We start from the raw sequence: 16,569 nt of genomic DNA, 5'->3' as shown, positions 1-16,569 counted from the left end.
GCCTTCACGCGCGAGGATCTGTGGCAGACCATGCACCAGCTGCGCGCCAACGAGCCCTTCACGGCGCTGCTGATCACCCATGACCTGCGCGAAAGCGTTTATCTGGGGGATCAGGTGGTCGTGCTGTCCGGCCGTCCCGCCACCACGCAATACGTGATGAACGTCGATATTCCCGGGCCGCGCCCGTTGGAGATGCTCTACGAGCCCGACACGGTCGAGAGGCTCGCGGTGCTGCGCCGGGAAATCCAGATCGCGCAGGGGAGGGCCGTGGCATGATCGACTGGAAAAAGATCCTCGTCCCCGTCGCCGCGGTGGTGATCCTGCTGCTCTTGTGGGAATTGCTGGTCTGGGTGATGGGCTGGCCGGATTACAAGATGGCCTCGCCCTCGGACCTCTGGCCCGCCTTCGTACGCTATCAGAACCTGTTCTGGCTCTATGGCTGGCAGACGCTCTGGCGCACGGTGGTGGGTCTGGGCGTGGCGGTGGTGTTCGGGACACTGCTGGGCATGGTCATGGGCCTGTCCAAGACCATGAACGACGCGCTTTACCCGCTGCTGGTCGGCTTCAACGCCATCCCCAAGGCGACCGTGGTGCCGGTCATCGCCCTGATGTTCGTGGGCCAGCACGATTTCAACACGATCCTGATGGCCTTCATGATCTCGTTCTTCCCGATCGCGGTCTCGGTCGCCATCGGGCTGTCGACGCTGGAGCCCGAATATCGCGACATCCTGCGCTCGTTGGGGGCCAGCCGGATGACGGTGTTCTGGAAGATCGCCCTGCCGAAAACGCTGCCCGAGTTCTTCGGCGCGCTGAAGGTGGCGGTGACGCTGGCCTTCATCGGCACCAACCTCGTGGAGATCATCACCCCGCATGGCCGCGGTCTGGGGCATCTGTTCCAGAGCGCTCAGACCAACAGCGACTTCCCGCTGATGTTCGCGGTGCTGATCGCCTTGGCCGCCTTGGGGATCATGCTCTATTACGCCATCGTCGCGCTGGAGCGGATCTTTGCCGGCTGGGCGGTGCGGCCCGGGCACTGAGAGGTTGGTCCCCGCCTTTCGGGGCGGGGACCTGTCGTTCAGCGGGCAGCGTAGAGGTCCCGCAGCCGCGTGTAGTGGCGCCAGATCGAGGGCGGCTCGACCCCCTCGGCCAGCGCCCGCAGGATATCGAGATGGCTGTGCCAGCCGGCCGAAACGCTGAGGCGCATGGCGTCGGTGATGCCGGTATGGGTCAGGGTCAGCAACACGCGGTCGTTGCGTTCCGCCAGTTCGATCCGCACCTCGCCCGCGCCCCAGCTGAAAGCGAGGAGGCGCATCGGCTCCACCGCGGTGACCTGCGATTGCATCGAATGCTCCTCGCCGAAATCGGCCGGGCGGGGGTCGTCCTTGGCGCTGAGGTCGTCGTTGCGCCAGGTCAGGGTCAGGGGCGCGCCGGGGCGCAGCTCCATCTCGCCCGCCGCCAGCCAGCGGGCGCGTTTGTCGCTGTCGGTGAGGAAGGCCCAGAGCCGGGGCAGGGGGCCGGGCAGCCAGCGCTGGATGACCAGCGTATCGCCCGCGGGATTGAGGGCGGCGAAGTCTTCGGTCGGGGTCTGGTCGTTCATGTCTTGTCTCCGGGTTTGGGCTGCGCGTCATCCTCGCGCAGGAGGCGTTCCAGCGTGTCGAGGCGGTCGGTCCAGAAGCGTTCGTAGAAGGCGAGTTCCTGCTGGGCCGCGGCCAATGGCGCGGCGTTCAGGCGGCAGGTATGGGTGCGCCATTGCACCTGCCGGTCGATGAGGCCCGCCTTTTCCAGCACCTTGATGTGCTTGGAGGCGGCGGCGAGGGTCATGGCATGGGGTGCTGCCAATTCGCCGATGGTGCGTTCACCCCCGGCAAGATCGCGCAGCATGGCGCGGCGGGTGGTGTCGCTGAGGGCGTGGAAGATCTGGTCCATGGGGGGTGATTCTCGTTCAACCATGTGGTAAAGTTACGCTCGGCCTGCATGTCAGTCAACCGATTGGTTGAGCGATGGCCGCGCCCCCGTCCCGCCCCTTGCCAGCAAGGCTTGACCGCTGATCCGGCAGCCCCTATACCGCGCCCGTCCGGGGGCGGAATCGCCCGCCGGGCCGTTTTCGTTTGGGCCCCGCCTGCGCCGGTGGAGCCAGGCCCGCACGGAAGGCACAGAACGACGCGCGCATCTCTGGCGGACGGCCCTGTCGGGCGGGATCCGGTGGACGACCAGAGCAATGAGCCGGCACAGACCTTCACGGAGCAACCGTGAGCATCATAGGAGAGATCAGATGAACCTGATCGCGGAACTCGAAGCCGAGCAGATCGCTGCGCTCGGCAAGGAAATCCCGGATTTCAAGGCCGGCGACACCGTTCGCATCGGCTATAAAGTGACCGAAGGCACCCGGTCGCGCGTGCAGGCCTTCGAAGGCGTCTGCATCGGCCGCTCGGGCGGCAAGGGCATCGGCGCCTCGTTCACCGTGCGCAAGATCTCGTTCGGCGAAGGCGTCGAGCGGATGTTCCCGCTCTATTCGACCAACATCGATTCGATCACCGTGGTCCGCCGCGGCAAGGTCCGTCGCGCCAAGCTGTACTACCTGCGCGATCGCCGCGGCAAGTCGGCCCGTATCGCCGAGAAAACCAACTACCGCCCGATGGGCAGCGACGCGTAAGGAACCGGACGATGAAAGCCTCGATCCACCCCGATTACCACCTGATCAACGTCAAGCTCGTCGACGGCACCATCGTGCAGATGATGTCGACCTGGGGCAAGGAAGGCGACACCATGGCGCTGGACATCGACCCCTCGGTGCACCCGGCCTGGACCGGCGGCACCTCGCGCCTGATGGACACCGGCGGCCGCGTGTCGAAGTTCAAGAACAAATACGCGGGCCTCGGCTTCTGAGCCGACCCTCGCCAAGACCCCGGAACGCCGCTACATCCGTAGCGGCGTTTCGCATTTCGGGGGGCCGATGATCCTGAACCTTGCCATTCTGGCCACGATTGCCGTCGCGCTGACCCTGCTGTGGCTGCCGCGCCTGCGCCGGGCCGAGGTCTGGCGGGCCATGGTGACGCCCTTGGCCTCGATCATCGGCTCGGGCTTCCTGGTGCTGGGGCCGCTCTTGAACCACGCCTATGGCGGCTGGGCGCCCGTGGCGATGGGGCTGTTGTGCCTGGTGGCCTGGGGCTTCGGCATGGCGATCCGCGACAACATCCGCGCCATCGAGACGCTGGGCGCCGCCGGTCCCGCCTGGGCCGAGGGCACGGCCTCGGCGCTGCTCGGCTTCGCCTATATGATCTCGGTCGCCTATTACCTGAACCTCTTGGGCAGTTTCGCCGTCTCGCTCACGCCCTTCGAGTCGCAGCTGGCGGCGCGGGCGGTGACGACAGCGGTCTATGCGGTGATCCTGAGTGTCGGCTGGACCCGGGGCTTCGCCGTGCTGGAGCGGATGGAATACGCGAGCGTTGCGCTCAAGCTCGCCATCATCGCCGGGCTGGTCCTGGCGCTGGCCGTCTTCACCGGCGGCAAGGCGGCCGAGGGCAGCCTGATCTTCGCCCAGGCCAGCGAGACGGGGCTGGCGGCGCTGACCCTGGGCTTCGGCATGATCGTCACCGTGCAGGGGTTCGAGACCTCGCGCTATCTGGGCCGCGAATACGGGGCCGAGGTGCGCATCCGCTCGATGCGCTGGGCGCAGATCGCCTCGACCCTGATCTATCTGATCTATATCGCGCTGGTCACCTATGCCTTCGACCCCGCCAACATCGCGCTGAGCGAAACCGCCATCGTCGACATGATGGGCGTGGTCGCGCCGGTCCTGCCCTTCGTGCTGGTCGCGGCGGCGCTGGCGGCGCAATTCTCGGCCGCGGTGGCGGATACCGGCGGCTCGGGCGGGTTGATCGAGGAGCTCAGCCGCAAGCGCATCAGCACGCGGCAGGCCTATGCGCTGACCGTGGCGGTGGGGCTGGGCCTGACCTGGGCCGCGGATGTGTTCCAGATCATCGCCTATGCCTCGCGCGCCTTCGCCGCCTATTACGCGGCGCAATCGGCCATCGCCTGCGTGCGATTCTGGCCGGAAAACAAGGCCAAGGCGGGGCTTTACGGGGGGCTGGCGCTGCTGGGCGCCGCCATCGCCCTCTTCGGTCAGTCCATCGAATAGGCGGGTTTCCGCTTTCCCCGCGCGGAGGCTCGGCATATGGTCCGCCGACGCCGCGAAGGGCGGGAAAAAGGCAGGAAGACACCGTGGCGCATATCATCGTCACCGGCAACGAGAAGGGCGGGTCGGGCAAGTCCACGACCGCCATGCATATTGCAACGGCTCTGGCGCGGATGGGCCACCGGGTGGGGGCGCTGGACCTCGATGTCCGGCAGCGGACCTTCGGCCGCTATGTCGAGAACCGCAATGCCTTCTGCGCGCGCGAGGGGATCACCCTGCCGAGCCCGGTCTATCGTGAGCTGCCCGCCATCGACCCGGCCAGCCTGCCCGCGGGCGAGAACATCAACGACCACCGCCTGTCCGAAGCGATGGCGGGCCTCGACGAGGCCAGCGATTTCATCGTCATCGACTGCCCCGGCAGCCATACCCGGCTGAGCCAGGTGGCGCATTCGCTGGCCGATACGCTGATCACGCCGATGAACGACAGTTTCGTCGATTTCGACCTGCTGGCCCGGATCGACCCGAACACCAACGCGGTGCTGGGCCCGTCGATCTATGCCGAGATGGTCTGGCAGGCGCGGCAGCTGCGCGCCAAGGCCGGGCTGAAGCCGATCGACTGGATCGTGCTCAGAAACCGTCTGGGCGCCCAGCAGATGCACAACAAGCGCAAGGTCGGCGAGGCGCTGGACGCCTTGTCCAAGCGCATCGGCTTTCGCGTGGCGCCCGGGTTTTCCGAGCGCGTGATCTTCCGCGAGCTGTTCCCGCGCGGGCTGACGCTGCTGGACCTGAAGGACACAGGCGTCGAGCAGATGAACATCTCGAACGTCGCCGCGCGGCAGGAGTTGCGCGATCTGTTGACCGCGCTGCGCCTGCCAGGCCTTCAGGTCAGCGTCTGACCCTCAGTGCTTGAAGAACCGCTTTTCCGGCAGCGTGTCCGGCAGGTGGCGGTGCAGGTCGTCCAGCCGGTCGAAGACCTTCTGTTCATCCTCGGCAAAGAGGTTCAGCGGCAGTTTCACGGCCTGGCCGAGCAGGTCGAGGGCGGCTTGCGAGAAGGTCATGGGCGGGGTCTCCGTGGGGTTTCGCTTCGTGGTTAATTGAGCCGGTGTTTCGGGCGGGATTGCGGCGACCGGAAGGTGGTTTGCGGTTTCTTCCGGGGCGGGGATGCGGCGGGGTTGCGCAGCGGGGCGCGCAAGGGGTAAAACATGAACATCTGCTTCGCTGTTCGGTCCCCGCATGCTGTCTCTCGTCTGGTTCCGGCGCGACCTGAGGGTCGATGACCACCCCGCGTTGACCCGGGCCGCGGCCGAGGGGCCGGTGCTGCCGGTCTATGTGGCCGAGCCCGATCTCTGGGCTGGGGCGGATGCGTCGGGGCGACATTGGGCGTTCCTTGAGGAATCGCTGCGGTCGCTGCGTGAGGATCTGGCGCGGGCCGGTCAGCCGCTGATCCTGCGCGCGGGCGAGGCGGTCGAGGTTCTGGCGCGCCTGCAGGCCAAGCATCGCTTCACCCGCATCGTGACTCATCCCGAGACCGGTAACGCGCTTGCGCGGGCGCGATTCGCCCGGGTGCGGGACTGGGCGCGGGGGCGGGGGCTCGACTGGCTTGAGGTGGCCGAGGATCAGGGCGCCGTCCTGCCCGCGCCGGTCCTGCCGCCGGTGGCGGAGGGGACGGGCGCGCTTCCGGGCATGCGGGCGCTGGGGTTGGCCGAGGATCCCTGCCGCTTCCGCCAGCCGGGCGGCCGGGCCGCGGCTCTGGCGCTGTTGCAGGGCTGGCTGGAGGCGCGGGGCGAGGGCTATGCGCCCACGCAGGCCACCGCACTGGGGGCCGAAAGGTCGGGGTCGCGGCTATCTCCCTATCTGGCCTTCGGGCTTCTGTCCGCGCGGGAAGTGCGGGCTGCGGTGGCGGGATCGCCCCGGGGCCGGGCGCTGGGCGTGCAATTGGGCAAGCGGGCGGCGGCGCTGGCGGCGGTGCAAGAGGAACCCGAGGGGGTCGCCGATACCGGCGCCTGGGCGAAGGGCGAGACGGGTCTGCCCTATGTCGACGCGGCGATGCGGGCGCTGGCGGCGGGCGGCTGGCTGGACGGCGCCTCGCGGGGGCTGCTGGCCTCGGTCGGGCTGCATCATCTGGGGCTCGATCCGGCCTCGGTCGGCCTGCATCTGGCGCGGCTCTCCACCGATCATGACCCGGCGATCCTGTGGCGCGAGATTGCCCGGGCGGGGGAGGGGCGGGTGCCCGATCCGGTGGCCCTGGGCCGCAGGCTGGACCCGGAGGGCGCGTTCCTCCGCCGCTGGTTGCCGGAGCTCCAGCGGGTCCCCGCCGCGCATCTGCACGCACCCTGGCTCTGGCCACCCGCGCGCCGCCTGCTGGCCGGGCGCTACCCCGAGCCGGTGGTGGACCCGGCCAACGCCACGCGCGAGGCGCGGCTGATGCGGGCGCGTCTGGCGCCGCCCCGGTCGCGGCCGGGCCTCGACCCGCTGATCGAGGGGCCGCTGCGCCCCGCACGGCGGCGGGGCGACGGCATGCAGATGGCGCTGGACCTGTAGGTCAGACGCCCAGATGCCGGGCCAGCTTGTCCAGCGTCTGCAACCCCAGCTCATAGGCGCCGAAGCCCTTGGCCTGATCGTGTTCGTCCTGCGACGAGAAGGTCATGCAGAGCGACACCTTGGTCTTGCCGCCCAGATCCTGAAACAGCGCCGAGGCATCGGCGTGTTTCGGTCCGTTCTCGCCCCAGTGCAGCGTGTAGTCGATGCGTTCCAGCGCATCGTGGCGGCTGATCTTGTGGTGGTTGGGGAAGACGGTCCCGTCCGGCCCGATCATGTCGAAGACCCATTCGCCGCCCGCCCGCAGGTCGATGCGCTGCGTCCGGCAGGAGAACCCCTCGGGGCCCCACCAAAGGGGCAGCGCCTTGGGGTCGGTCCAGGCCTCCCAGACCAGCGCGGCGGGGGCGGCGATGACCCGCTCCAGCACCATGGTGCGGTGCGCGACGGCGACGAGGTTGTCGAGCCCCGCGCCGAAGCCCTGCTGGTAGCCCTGCTCCATATCCTCGGCCAGCGAACTCAGCTGCACGGTCAGTTTCAGCGCCGAGCCCTCGCCCTGCGACAGCAGGTCGGCGGTCACCAGCGCCGCGGACAGCATCACCCCCTCGCAGCCGATCACTTCGGTATTCACGCTGCGGCGGTTGGGTTCCAGCGCCAGCCAGCGGATCGCGCAGGCGATGTCCTTCTGCCCCTCGACCTTGCAGAGCGACAATTCCTCGCCGCCGATATGGGGGTCGGCCGACAGGTATTCGACCGTCACCGCCTCGTTCGGGGCGGACCATAGGGCGCGGGCGGCGGGGCTGATCCAGGCATGCCACAGCGCCGAGGCGGGCGCCGCGACATGGCGTTCGAAGACCAGCGTGGCGAAGCGGCTGGTCATTTCGCGGCCAGCCCCTGCGCGTATTCCTCAAGCTGCGTCGCGACCGTGCCCCAGCCGTCGTAGAAGCCCATGTCGGCGTGCTGCTTGGCGCTCTCGGGGTTTCGGTGGCGGGCGATGGCGGTGTAGGTGGTCTTGCCCTCGCCCGCATCCTCGAAGGTGACGATGGCGGTCATGAAGGGCTCGGGGCTGGGTTTCCAGCCCTCGGTATAGGTGTCGGTGAAGACCAGCTTCTCGCCCGGGATCACCTCCAGATAGACGCCATTGTTGGGCATCAGATTGCCGTCGACCTCGAAGGTGGTGTTGCATTTGCCGCCGGGCCGGACATCCAGCTCGCAGGCGACGACCTTGTGCGGGCGCGGCACGAACCAATGCATCAGGTGCTCGGGCTTGGTCCAGCAGTCCCAGAGCACCGCCCGGGGCGCGTTCAGGGTGCGGGTGAGTTTGAGGTCGGTGTCAGGATTCAGCATCATCGGATCTCTCCTTCATCAGGTGCATGACGTACTCTTCCAGCCGGTCCAGACGCCCCTCCCAGAGCGCCCGCTGTTCGTCCAGCCAGCCGCGAACCGGGGCGAAGGCCTCGGGAACGATGGCACAGGTGCGCACGCGGCCGTCTTTTTTCGTGTCGATCAGCCCCGCGTCTTCCAGTTTGCGCAGATGGCCCATCAGCGAGGGCAGGGCCATGTCGAAAGGCTGCGCCAGATCGCTGACGCTGGCCGGGCCGCGCGCCAGTTGCGACAGGATGGCCCGCCGGGTGGGATCGGCAAGGGCCTGGAACAGGGCGTCGAGGCGGGGTTCGGCGCTCATCCGCGCGCGAGCGTCAGGTGGGTGGCGTGCTCGGTGGGCAGGCTTTCGGCGATCCGGTAGCCCAGTGCGGGGAGGTCGAGGTCTTGCCACAGCGATTCCCCCCCGCCCAGCAGCACCGGCGACACGGCGATATGGGCGCGGTCGATCAGGCCCCGGGTGAAGCCTTCGCGCAGCGTGGCAACCCCGCCGCCGAGGCGCACGTCCTTGCCCTGCGCCGCCGCTTTCGCCCGGGTCAGAGCGGTTTCCAGCCCCTCGGTGACGAAATGGAAGGTGGTGTCGGCGACCTGCAGATCGGGCCGGGCATGGTGGGTCAGCACGAAGACCGGGCAATGGTAGGGTGGGGTTTCACCCCACCATCCACGCCAGTCCGGGTCCGACCATTCCCCCCGCTCATGGGTGAACATATGCCGCCCCATGACCCAGGCGCCGATATTCTCGAACCCCCGGCGGGCGATGCGGTCATCCGGGCCGTCCGAGCCCCCCTCCTGCCCGAACATCGCGCGGAAGGTGCGGGTGGCGAAGGCCCAGCCGTGCAGGCCTTGCGCATTCACGCCCATCGGCGCCTCAAGCGACTGGTCGCGCCCGGCGCCATAGCCGTCGGCCGAGACGGTGAAACTTTCCACGCGGATCAGGGACATGTCAGGCGGCCGGGAAATAGGTCAGTTCCCAGACATGGCCGTCGGGGTCGGTGAAGGGGCGGTAGTACATGAAGCCGTGGTCCATCGCCTCGCCATGCGCGCCGCCACCGTTGGCCATGGCGGCCTCGACGATGCGGTCCACATCCTCGCGGCTTTCCAGCGACAGGGCGATCAGCGCCTCGCGATGAGTGGCGGTATCGGCCGGGTCGCGCTGGGCGAAGCCGCGGAACTTGTCATGGGTCAGCAGCATGGCGAAGATCGTGTCCGAGAGCACCAGGCAGGCCGCCGTCTCGTCCGTGTAGTCGAGGTTGAAATCGAAGCCGAGCGCCCGCCAGAATCCCATGGATTTCGGCAGGTCGGCCACGGGCAGGTTGACGAAGATCATGCGGGGCATCGGGCTCTCCCATGTTGGTTAGCTTATTGGCTAACTATCTGCCCTGAGTCGCGCAAGTAAAAAGTTAGGAAAGAAACTAACTAATTTTCCCGAAAACTCCTGTGGGGATTTCGCTGCTGCGGGGCAGCAATCGCGTGTTGCCTATCGGAAACCTTTGTTCGTATTGTCTACAACAGCATACAATCAGGGCCGAAGGGCCCCAGCGGACGGGAGTGCGGGCCATGGTGCGGCGCATCGACAAGGCGGGTCTTCAGGTGGATGCCCGCGTGGTGGCCTTCATCGAGGGAGAGGCCCTACCGGGCACCGGCATCGGGGCCGATGCCTTCTGGGCGGGGCTGGCGGGGCTGGTGAACGGGCTGGGCCCGAAGAACCGCGCGCTCTTGGCCAAGCGTGAAGCGATGCAGGCGCAGATCGACGCCTGGCATGTCGCGCGCAAGGGGCAGGCGTTCGACGCCGCCGCCTATCGCGATTTCCTGACCGAGATCGGTTATCTGGTGCCGGAAGGCCCGGATTTCCGCATCGAGACCTCGGGCATCGACCCCGAGATCGCCACCACCCCCGGTCCCCAGCTGGTCGTCCCGGTGATGAACGCCCGCTACGCGCTGAACGCGGCGAATGCGCGCTACGGCTCGCTGTACGATGCGCTCTACGGCACCGATGCGATGGGCGACCTGCCCGCAGGCAAGGGCTATGACCCGGCGCGCGGCGCGCGGGTCGTGGCCTGGGCCAAGGCGCATCTGGACAAGGCGGTGCCCTTGAAGGGCGCTGGCTGGGCCGAGGTGACGGGGCTTGCCGTCAGGGAGGGCGAGCTGGTCCTGACCACGGCCGGGGGCGAGACGGGTCTGGCCGATCCGGCGCAATTCCTCGGCTGGGCGGAGAACGGCGAGTGGCGCCAGATCCTGCTGACCAAGAACGGCTTGAAGCTGGAACTGCTGATCAACCCCGCGCATCAGATCGGCAAGGACGATCCCTTTGGCCTCGCCGATGTGGCGCTGGAAGCGGCGGTCAGCGCGATCATGGATTGCGAGGATTCGGTCGCGGCGGTCGATGGCGAGGACAAGGTGCTGGCCTGGGGCAACTGGCTGGGCCTGATGAAGGGCGACCTGACCGAGGAAGTCACCAAGGGTGGCAAGACCACGACCCGCAAGCTCTATGGCGATTTCACCTATCAGACGCCCTCGGGCCAGCCGCTGACGGTGAAATGCCGGGCGCTGATGCTGGTTCGCAACGTCGGCCATCTGATGACCAACCCCGCCGTGCTGGACGCCGAAGGGCGCGAGGCGGGCGAGGGGCTGCTGGATGCGATGGTCACGGTGCTCTGCGCCATGCATGACCTGAAGAAGACCGAAGGCCCGCGCAATTCGCTGCATGGTTCGGTCTATGTGGTGAAGCCGAAGATGCACGGGCCCGAGGAAGTGGCCTTCGCCGACGAGATCTTTACCGAGGTCGAGAAGGCGCTGGGCCTGCCGCGCTACACCGTCAAGCTGGGGATCATGGACGAGGAGCGCCGCACTTCGGCCAACCTCAAGGAATGCATCCGGGCGGCGAAGCATCGGGTGGCCTTCATCAACACCGGCTTCCTCGACCGGACGGGGGACGAGATCCACACCTCGATGGAAGCGGGGCCGATGGTGAAGAAGGGCGACATGAAGTCCCAGCCCTGGATCGCCAGCTATGAGGATCGCAACGTCGATATCGGCCTGGCCTGCGGGCTGAAGGGTCATGCGCAGATCGGCAAGGGGATGTGGGCGGCGCCCGATCTGATGGCCGAGATGCTGAAGCAGAAGATCGGCCATCCGAAAGCGGGCGCGACCTGTGCCTGGGTTCCCAGCCCCACCGCGGCAACGCTGCACGCCACGCATTACCATCAGGTCGATGTGATGGCCCGGCAGGACGAGATCGCCAAGGGCGGCGCCCGGGGCACGCTGGCGGACCTGCTGACCATTCCGGTCGCTCAGGGCGTCAACTGGTCCGAGGCCGAGATCACCGCCGAGATCGAGAACAACGCGCAGGGGATCCTGGGCTATGTCGTGCGCTGGGTCGATCAGGGCGTCGGTTGTTCGAAGGTGCCGGATATCCACGATGTCGGGCTGATGGAGGATCGGGCGACTTGCCGGATTTCCTCGCAGGCTTTGGCCAACTGGCTGCATCACGGGGTGATTTCCGAGGCGCAAGTCATGGCCGGGATGAAGAAGATGGCCGCCGTGGTCGACCGCCAGAACGCGGACGACCCGCTCTATGTGCCGATGGCGCCGGGGTTCGACGGGATCGCCTTCAAGGCGGCTTGTGATCTGGTGTTCAAGGGGCGTGAGCAGCCCTCCGGCTATACCGAGCCGGTGCTGCACGCCCGCAGGCTGGAGCTGAAGGCAGCCCGGGCGTGAGCCATCTGCGGGGCTTCCCCGATCTGCCGCCCGTCTGGGCCTTCGGGGTCTTCCTGCTGCAAGGATTGCTCGCCCGGCTGCTGCCGCTGGCAGGGATGGGCGGCTGGGCCTGGCCCCTGGGCTGGGTCCTGCTGGCGGCGGGGCTGGGGCTGGCCGGTTGGGCCGCGCTCTGGTTTTGGCGCAAGCGCACGGCGATCGAACCGCGGCGGGTGCCGAGGGCCCTGATCGTCGAGGGGCCCTACCGGCTGAACCGCAACCCGATCTATACCGGGATGGCGCTGGCGTTACTGGGCACCGGCTTCCTCTGGGGCACGCTCAGCGCGCTGCTGGTCGTCGCCCTCTTCCCGCCCCTGATCACGCATCGTTTTATCCGGGCCGAGGAACAGGCCCTTCTCGACACTTTCGGCGCCGAGGCAGAACGCTATAGTGCCGCCACAAGACGCTGGTAGGAGACCCCCATGCTGACCCTCGATCAAGCCCGCACCATCATCGCCACCGCCCGCGCCAAGGGGCGCGAGAAGGGGATGAAACCGCTCTCGGTCGTGGTGCTGGACGCCGGCGGGCATGTGCTGGCCTTCGAACGCGAGGATGGCGCGCCGGTCGGCCGCTTCGGCATCGCCCAGGGCAAGGCCTACGGCGCGGTGATGATCGGCGTGTCCAGCCGCAAGCTGGGCGAAATGTACGCCGATCGGCCGCATTTCATCGGCGCGCTGGGCGGGGTCTATGACGGCAAGGTGGTGCCGGTGGCGGGCGGCGTCCTGCTGCGCGACAAGGCCACGGGCGCCATTGTCGGCGCGGTGGGCATCACCGGCGACACCTCGGACAACGACGCGCTGGCGGGCATCGCCGGGGCCGAGGCCGCGGGGCTGGTGGGCGAGGGCTGAGGCGACCGCCATGTTTCCGACCATGGACCAGATCCTGCCGTCCATCGAGGCGATGGGCGCGCTGGGCTATTGGGTCGTCGGTCTGGCGGCGATGCTCGAGGCCTGGTTCGTCACCGGCGTCGTGGTGCCCGGGGCGCTGGTCGTCGACGCGGGCGGGATGCTGATCCAGCAAGGGGTTCTGGATCCGATCGACCTGGCCTGGTTCGTGGCCATCGGCTCGGTCCTTGGGACCGAGCTGGGCTACTGGACCGGGCGGCTGGCGCAGCGCGGGCTGAAGGGGCGGCTCGAAGGCTCGCGCACCTTCGCCCGCGCGGTAACGCTCTTCGAGCGTTACGGCGGGCTGGCGCTGGTCATCGGGCGGTTCCTGGGCCCGGTCTCGGGCCTCGTGCCCATCGCCGCGGCGCTGTCGGGGATGGCGCACCGGCGTTTCCTTTTGTGGTCCATCGTCGCCTCGGTGCCCTATACGCTGTTCCACCTGTCGCTGGGCTATCTGCTGGGCGGGGCGCTCAGCCAGTTCGGACCTCTGGTCACCCGGGTCGGCCTGCCGGTGCTGGCGGTGCTGCTGCTCATCCTCTTGCTGATCTGGCTGGTGGCGCGGGCGCTGAGGCTCTGGCCCTTCGTGCAGCGCGTGACCGGCATGGCCGCCGGGGCGCTGGTCGCGCTGCCCTGGGTGCAACGGCTGGCGGCGCGCTATCCGCGGCTGGCGGCCTTCATCGTCCGGCGGGTGGAGCAGGGGCGCTTCGGTGGCCTGCCTGCCACCATGCTGGCGCTGGTCTTCGTCTATCTGCTGGGCGTCTGGGTGGCCTCGGTCCTCGACTGGCTGACGGCGGCACCGATCATCGCCATTGACGAGCGCGTGGCCAATCTGATGCACGCCTTCCGCAACCCGGCGGCGCTGAGGGTTACGACCCATGTCACGGCGCTGGGCGACACGCGGGTCGTCGCCGCCATCTCGATCGCGCTGGCCCTGTGGCTGCTGGCGCGCGGTCGGCGCGATCTGGCGCTGGGGCTGGCGGTGGCGGTGATCGGCAACGCGCTGAGCGTGACGGTGCTGAAACTGATCTTCCAGCGCGACCGGCCGCCTTTCGCCTTCTTCGTCGAGACGACGAACAGCTTCCCCTCGGGCCATGCAGCGATCTCGGCCGCGTTCTGGGGCAGCGTGTTCTATGTCGCCTGGCGGATGCGCTGGCTGCGGCTGCCGGTGGTGCTGGTGCTGGCGCCGCTGATGGCGCTGCTGGTGGGGGGCAGCCGGATCTATCTGGCGCAGCATTACCTCAGCGACGTGCTGAACGGCTGGCTGGTCGGCACGCTGTGGCTGGTCGTGGGCATCGCCATGGCCGAATGGTGGGACGACACCCGGCCCCGGCCCGCGCCGATGCCACGGGGGCGCTGGATGGCGCTGCCGGTGGCGCTGCTGCTGGCGGGGGCGGCCTGGGTCACGGTCTTTTACGACAAGGCGCAGACCCTGCCCTGGACCGGCCCCGCCGATGTGACGCTGGCCGCCGCCCCTGCGGTGGTCGAGGCGCGGGGCTTTCCGGCGCAGGCGGAATCGGTGCTGGGCACGCCGCTGGAGCCGATCAACCTGATCCTCGTCGCCCGGGACGAGCAAGCGGTCAGCGCGGCGATGCAGGGCCTCGGCTGGGTTCTGGCCGAATCCCCGGGCCTGCAGGCCGTGACCCGCGCCGCCTGGAGCGCCTGGCGCAATCTGGAGGATCCGACCGCGCCGGTGGTGCCCTATTTCTGGGAGGGCGCGCCCAATGACAGCGCCTGGGAAGAGGCCACGCCCGACCATAGCGAACGCCGCCGCCATCACCTGCGGCTCTGGCGCTCGCGCTATGTCACGGAAGCGGGGCTCCGCCTCTGGGTCGGGGCGGCCAGTTTCGACGACGGGATCGACCGCACGCTTCTGCACCACATCGCCCCCGATCCGGATGCCGAGCGGGACCGGCTGGCCGCGGCGCTGGTGGCGGCGGGCGCGGTCGAGCTGGGGCGCGTCGCCACCGGATCGGCGCTGTCCGGCACGTCGATTGCGGGCGATCCGTGGTCAAGCGATGGGCAGGCCGTGATCCTGCGCCTGCCCTGACCGCCCGCCCCCTTTTCTTCGCCCGCCGCCGGGACTAGGTTTGGCGAGGGAAGCGATCCGCAGGAACAGATGATGTCGCGCAAGCGTCCGGTTGTCGGTGTTATCGGTAATGCCGCTCTACTGAACGAAACCTATCATGTGCATGCCGGGGCCTCGATGATCTCGGCGGCGGTGGCCGACGTCTCGGGCGCCATGCCGCTGCTGATCCCGGCCGATCCGCGCTTTGTCTCGGTCGAGGAATTGATGGCGGTCTGCGACGGCTTCCTGCTGACCGGCGGGCGGCCCAACGTGCACGCCGAGGAATACGGCGAGGAGCATACCGAAGCCCACGGCGCCCATGACCGCAACCGCGACGCCATCACCCTGCCGCTGGTGCGCGCCTGTGTGGAGCGCGGGCAGCCGTTCCTGGGCGTCTGTCGCGGATTCCAGGAGGTCAACGTGGCCATGGGCGGTTCGCTGTATCCGGAGATCCGCGACCTGCCGGGGCGGATGAACCACCGCATGCCCCCCGATGGCACGCTGGAGGAGAAATTCGCCCTGCGCCACATGGTGACCTTCACCGAGGGCGGGCCGTTCCACCGGTTGATGGGCGCGCAGCAGGTGATGACCAACACGCTGCACGGGCAGGGCATCAAGACCCCGGGCAAGCGCATCGTCATCGACGGCCACGCGCCCGACGGCACGCCCGAGGCGATCTATGTCCAGGATGCGCCGGGCTTCACGCTGGCCGTGCAATGGCACCCCGAATACAACGCCGCCAACGATCCCGTCTCGCGCCCGCTGTTCGCAGCCTTTGGCGAGGCGGTGCGCGACTGGGCGTCGGTGAACGCCTGATTGAACCCTTTGCGGCGCGTGTCCGACTGACCTCTGAAAGGCCCGCTGGGGGCCGTAGCGGAGGCTGACATGGACAAGCTGCTCGTTCTTCTCGCTGGCATCATCGGCGCCTTCATCGCCATCGTTCCCGCCACCTCGCCCGCGCTGGGTCTCTGATCCGATGCTGCGCTCGTTCTGCCGCGCGCTGGCGCTTGTCCTTTGCCTGACCGCGCCCGCATGGGCCGAGGTCGTCACCCTGCAATCCCTGGCCACCGGCCAGCCGGTCGGCCGCGACAGCGCCGGCCTGCTGCGGCTCGGCGCCGGAGCCGCGGTGCCGATGGAGATGATCCGCCTTGACGGGCGGCGCGTGGCGTTCCGCGATCCGGCGAGCGGGCTGTTCCTGCGCGCGGGGATCGGGGCTGCCACCGAAATGGGCCTCGTCTCGCCGCATATCCGCGGCTGGGAGACGTTCGAACTGGTCGAGCAGGGCGGCAGCGTGAGCCTGCGCTCGGTCCAGAGCGGGCAGTTCGTCGGCGCCGATGGCCGCGGTCAGCGCCTGAACGCCACCTGGGGCAGCGCCGGGCGGGCCCAGCAATTCCAGCTGATCCCGACGAGCGCGGCGCCGCGTCCCCTGCCGCCGCGCCCCCCGGCGGCAATCTTCGTCGGCCAGTGGCGGGTGCAGGACCTCTTTGTCAACGGTCAGTCGCTGCCGCTGTCAATGTCCACCCGGGCCGCGGTCCAGATCGGCATCGACCGGCAGGGCGGGGCCGAGGGCAACACCGGCTGCAACGCTTTCACCGGCCGGGTCACGGCCGAGGGTGGCGGGCATCGGATCGGCGGGATCATGATGACGCGGCGCGGCTGCGGCGGCGAGGCTGGGCAGGTCGAGCGTCTGTTGCTGGAGGCTTTCAACGCCACCCGCCAGATGGAGATCCTGGGCGGCAGGCTGATCCTGCGCGGCGAGGGTGGCCGGTTGCTGGCCCGTTTCGCGCCGCATTGAGGCAAAGGGGCCCGCTCCGCGC

20 protein-coding genes and 1 pseudogene are annotated in these 16,569 nt (G+C 68.5%); 13 read left to right on the top strand and 8 right to left on the bottom strand.

The features are described from left to right. Together VDQ18_RS09755 and VDQ18_RS09750 are read left to right on the top strand one after the other, a co-directional pair. Window positions 1-276 (top strand): annotated as a pseudogene (locus tag VDQ18_RS09755) (ABC transporter ATP-binding protein); the annotation flags it as partial. Beyond that, window positions 273-1,037 (top strand): ABC transporter permease, encoded by a 765-nt coding sequence (locus VDQ18_RS09750; protein ID WP_323020748.1) that lies wholly within the window; start codon window positions 273-275, stop codon window positions 1,035-1,037. The pseudogene VDQ18_RS09755 and the gene VDQ18_RS09750, both read left to right, overlap by 4 nt. Window positions 1,038-1,075: 38 nt before the next feature. Here the strand turns inward: VDQ18_RS09750 and VDQ18_RS09745 are convergent, their stop codons facing one another. Together VDQ18_RS09745 and VDQ18_RS09740 are read right to left on the bottom strand one after the other, a co-directional pair. Next, entirely contained in the window at window positions 1,076-1,597 is a 522-nt protein-coding gene (locus VDQ18_RS09745) for an SRPBCC family protein (RefSeq protein WP_323020747.1), read from the bottom strand. After that, the gene (locus tag VDQ18_RS09740) at window positions 1,594-1,926 is read right to left on the bottom strand and encodes a metalloregulator ArsR/SmtB family transcription factor (RefSeq protein ID WP_323020746.1); all 333 of its coding nucleotides are present in this window, start codon (window positions 1,924-1,926) and stop codon (window positions 1,594-1,596) included. Before VDQ18_RS09740 ends, VDQ18_RS09745 begins: the two co-directional genes overlap by 4 nt. Before the next feature lie 346 nt (window positions 1,927-2,272). On the opposite strand from VDQ18_RS09740, the gene rplS reads away from it, so the two are divergent. The 4 genes from rplS to VDQ18_RS09720 all read left to right on the top strand — a co-directional run bounded on the left by rplS (window position 2,273) and on the right by VDQ18_RS09720 (window position 5,031). Then, a complete protein-coding gene (gene rplS / locus VDQ18_RS09735; RefSeq protein ID WP_107753385.1) occupies window positions 2,273-2,653 on the top strand; it encodes a 50S ribosomal protein L19 in 381 nt (126 codons plus the stop codon). An 11-nt stretch (window positions 2,654-2,664) separates the two neighbouring features. Further along, complete coding sequence (gene rpmE, locus VDQ18_RS09730) at window positions 2,665-2,886, top strand: 50S ribosomal protein L31 (protein WP_107753384.1); 222 nt, start codon at window positions 2,665-2,667, stop codon at window positions 2,884-2,886. 67 nt (window positions 2,887-2,953) lie between these two features. After that, on the top strand, window positions 2,954-4,138 hold the full coding sequence (locus VDQ18_RS09725; protein WP_323020745.1) for a hypothetical protein: 1,185 nt from the start codon (window positions 2,954-2,956) through the stop codon (window positions 4,136-4,138). Between the two features lie 83 nt (window positions 4,139-4,221). Continuing rightward, a complete protein-coding gene (locus VDQ18_RS09720; protein ID WP_107753380.1) occupies window positions 4,222-5,031 on the top strand; it encodes a division plane positioning ATPase MipZ in 810 nt (269 codons plus the stop codon). Window positions 5,032-5,034: 3 nt separating this feature from the next. Here the strand turns inward: VDQ18_RS09720 and VDQ18_RS09715 are convergent, their stop codons facing one another. Next, window positions 5,035-5,193 carry a hypothetical protein gene (locus tag VDQ18_RS09715; RefSeq protein WP_323020744.1) on the bottom strand — a complete coding sequence of 53 codons (159 nt, stop codon included), beginning with the start codon at window positions 5,191-5,193 and terminating at the stop codon, window positions 5,035-5,037. A 175-nt stretch (window positions 5,194-5,368) separates the two neighbouring features. Here VDQ18_RS09715 and VDQ18_RS09710 point away from each other — a divergent pair, with 175 nt between their 5' ends. Then, entirely contained in the window at window positions 5,369-6,676 is a 1,308-nt protein-coding gene (locus VDQ18_RS09710; protein WP_323020743.1) for an FAD-binding domain-containing protein, read from the top strand. 1 nt (window position 6,677) lies between these two features. Here the strand turns inward: VDQ18_RS09710 and VDQ18_RS09705 are convergent, their stop codons facing one another. Genes VDQ18_RS09705 through VDQ18_RS09685 form a run of 5 tightly spaced genes read right to left on the bottom strand, consistent with a single transcriptional unit; the run spans window position 6,678 to window position 9,386 of the window. Beyond that, window positions 6,678-7,550 (bottom strand): SRPBCC domain-containing protein, encoded by an 873-nt coding sequence (locus VDQ18_RS09705; protein WP_323020742.1) that lies wholly within the window; start codon window positions 7,548-7,550, stop codon window positions 6,678-6,680. Further along, entirely contained in the window at window positions 7,547-8,020 is a 474-nt protein-coding gene (locus tag VDQ18_RS09700) for an SRPBCC family protein (RefSeq protein ID WP_323020741.1), read from the bottom strand. The genes VDQ18_RS09705 and VDQ18_RS09700 overlap by 4 nt, the downstream gene beginning before the upstream one ends. Continuing rightward, entirely contained in the window at window positions 8,004-8,354 is a 351-nt protein-coding gene (locus VDQ18_RS09695) for a metalloregulator ArsR/SmtB family transcription factor (RefSeq protein WP_323020740.1), read from the bottom strand. Before VDQ18_RS09695 ends, VDQ18_RS09700 begins: the two co-directional genes overlap by 17 nt. Continuing rightward, on the bottom strand, window positions 8,351-8,992 hold the full coding sequence (locus VDQ18_RS09690) for a dihydrofolate reductase family protein (RefSeq protein ID WP_323020739.1): 642 nt from the start codon (window positions 8,990-8,992) through the stop codon (window positions 8,351-8,353). Before VDQ18_RS09690 ends, VDQ18_RS09695 begins: the two co-directional genes overlap by 4 nt. 1 nt (window position 8,993) lies before the next feature. Further along, window positions 8,994-9,386, bottom strand: coding sequence for a VOC family protein (locus VDQ18_RS09685; RefSeq protein ID WP_323020738.1), 393 nt, complete (start codon window positions 9,384-9,386; stop codon window positions 8,994-8,996). Between the two features lie 221 nt (window positions 9,387-9,607). On the opposite strand from VDQ18_RS09685, the gene VDQ18_RS09680 reads away from it, so the two are divergent. From VDQ18_RS09680 to VDQ18_RS09655, 6 genes are all read left to right on the top strand, one after another. Further along, entirely contained in the window at window positions 9,608-11,767 is a 2,160-nt protein-coding gene (locus VDQ18_RS09680; protein WP_323020737.1) for a malate synthase G, read from the top strand. Then, a complete protein-coding gene (locus VDQ18_RS09675) occupies window positions 11,764-12,216 on the top strand; it encodes an isoprenylcysteine carboxylmethyltransferase family protein (protein ID WP_323020736.1) in 453 nt (150 codons plus the stop codon). Before VDQ18_RS09680 ends, VDQ18_RS09675 begins: the two co-directional genes overlap by 4 nt. Window positions 12,217-12,225: 9 nt before the next feature. Beyond that, window positions 12,226-12,651, top strand: coding sequence for a heme-binding protein (locus tag VDQ18_RS09670; RefSeq protein ID WP_323020735.1), 426 nt, complete (start codon window positions 12,226-12,228; stop codon window positions 12,649-12,651). 10 nt (window positions 12,652-12,661) lie between these two features. Then, window positions 12,662-14,734 (top strand): bifunctional DedA family/phosphatase PAP2 family protein, encoded by a 2,073-nt coding sequence (locus tag VDQ18_RS09665; RefSeq protein ID WP_323020734.1) that lies wholly within the window; start codon window positions 12,662-12,664, stop codon window positions 14,732-14,734. A 72-nt stretch (window positions 14,735-14,806) separates the two neighbouring features. Further along, a complete protein-coding gene (locus VDQ18_RS09660; protein ID WP_416235100.1) occupies window positions 14,807-15,568 on the top strand; it encodes a gamma-glutamyl-gamma-aminobutyrate hydrolase family protein in 762 nt (253 codons plus the stop codon). Between the two features lie 160 nt (window positions 15,569-15,728). Next, window positions 15,729-16,547 (top strand): META domain-containing protein, encoded by an 819-nt coding sequence (locus VDQ18_RS09655; RefSeq protein WP_323020732.1) that lies wholly within the window; start codon window positions 15,729-15,731, stop codon window positions 16,545-16,547. The last annotated feature ends 22 nt before the right edge of the window (window positions 16,548-16,569 follow it).

Origin of the sequence: Pararhodobacter sp. (genome assembly GCF_034676075.1) — a bacterium.
GTDB lineage: Bacteria > Pseudomonadota > Alphaproteobacteria > Rhodobacterales > Rhodobacteraceae > Pararhodobacter.
The sequence above is the reverse complement of the archived record's forward strand: the minus strand, read 5'-3'. Positions and strand labels throughout refer to the sequence as shown.